Raw genomic sequence first — 238 nt, 5'->3', positions numbered from 1 at the left:
CGGCGCATCCCGGCTGGCGGCAGGCCATCAGCGAACACGGCAGTTGCTCTCCGGCATAAGCCAGCCCGGCGGCCGCAAACCGGTCCCCCTCGTTCGCGGCGAACCATTTCATCGGCCGGAACCGACTCCAGCCGCGGGGCCGGAACGAGCCGCCGGCCTTCACCCGCATCACCGGATGCCAGCCGTTGGCCGTGATTTCCCGGAACAATCGCGGCGACTCCAAGCCCCGGTCGGTCAG

At 70.2% G+C, this 238-nt stretch carries 1 pseudogene; it reads right to left on the bottom strand.

What is annotated here, in order from left to right:
* Positions 1-238 (bottom strand): annotated as a pseudogene (locus BGIM_RS65825) (hypothetical protein); the annotation flags it as partial.

The organism is Zavarzinella formosa DSM 19928 (genome assembly GCF_000255705.1).
GTDB classification, from domain to species: Bacteria; Planctomycetota; Planctomycetia; order Gemmatales; family Gemmataceae; genus Zavarzinella; species Zavarzinella formosa.
This window is presented reverse-complemented; position numbering and strand designations above follow the sequence as displayed.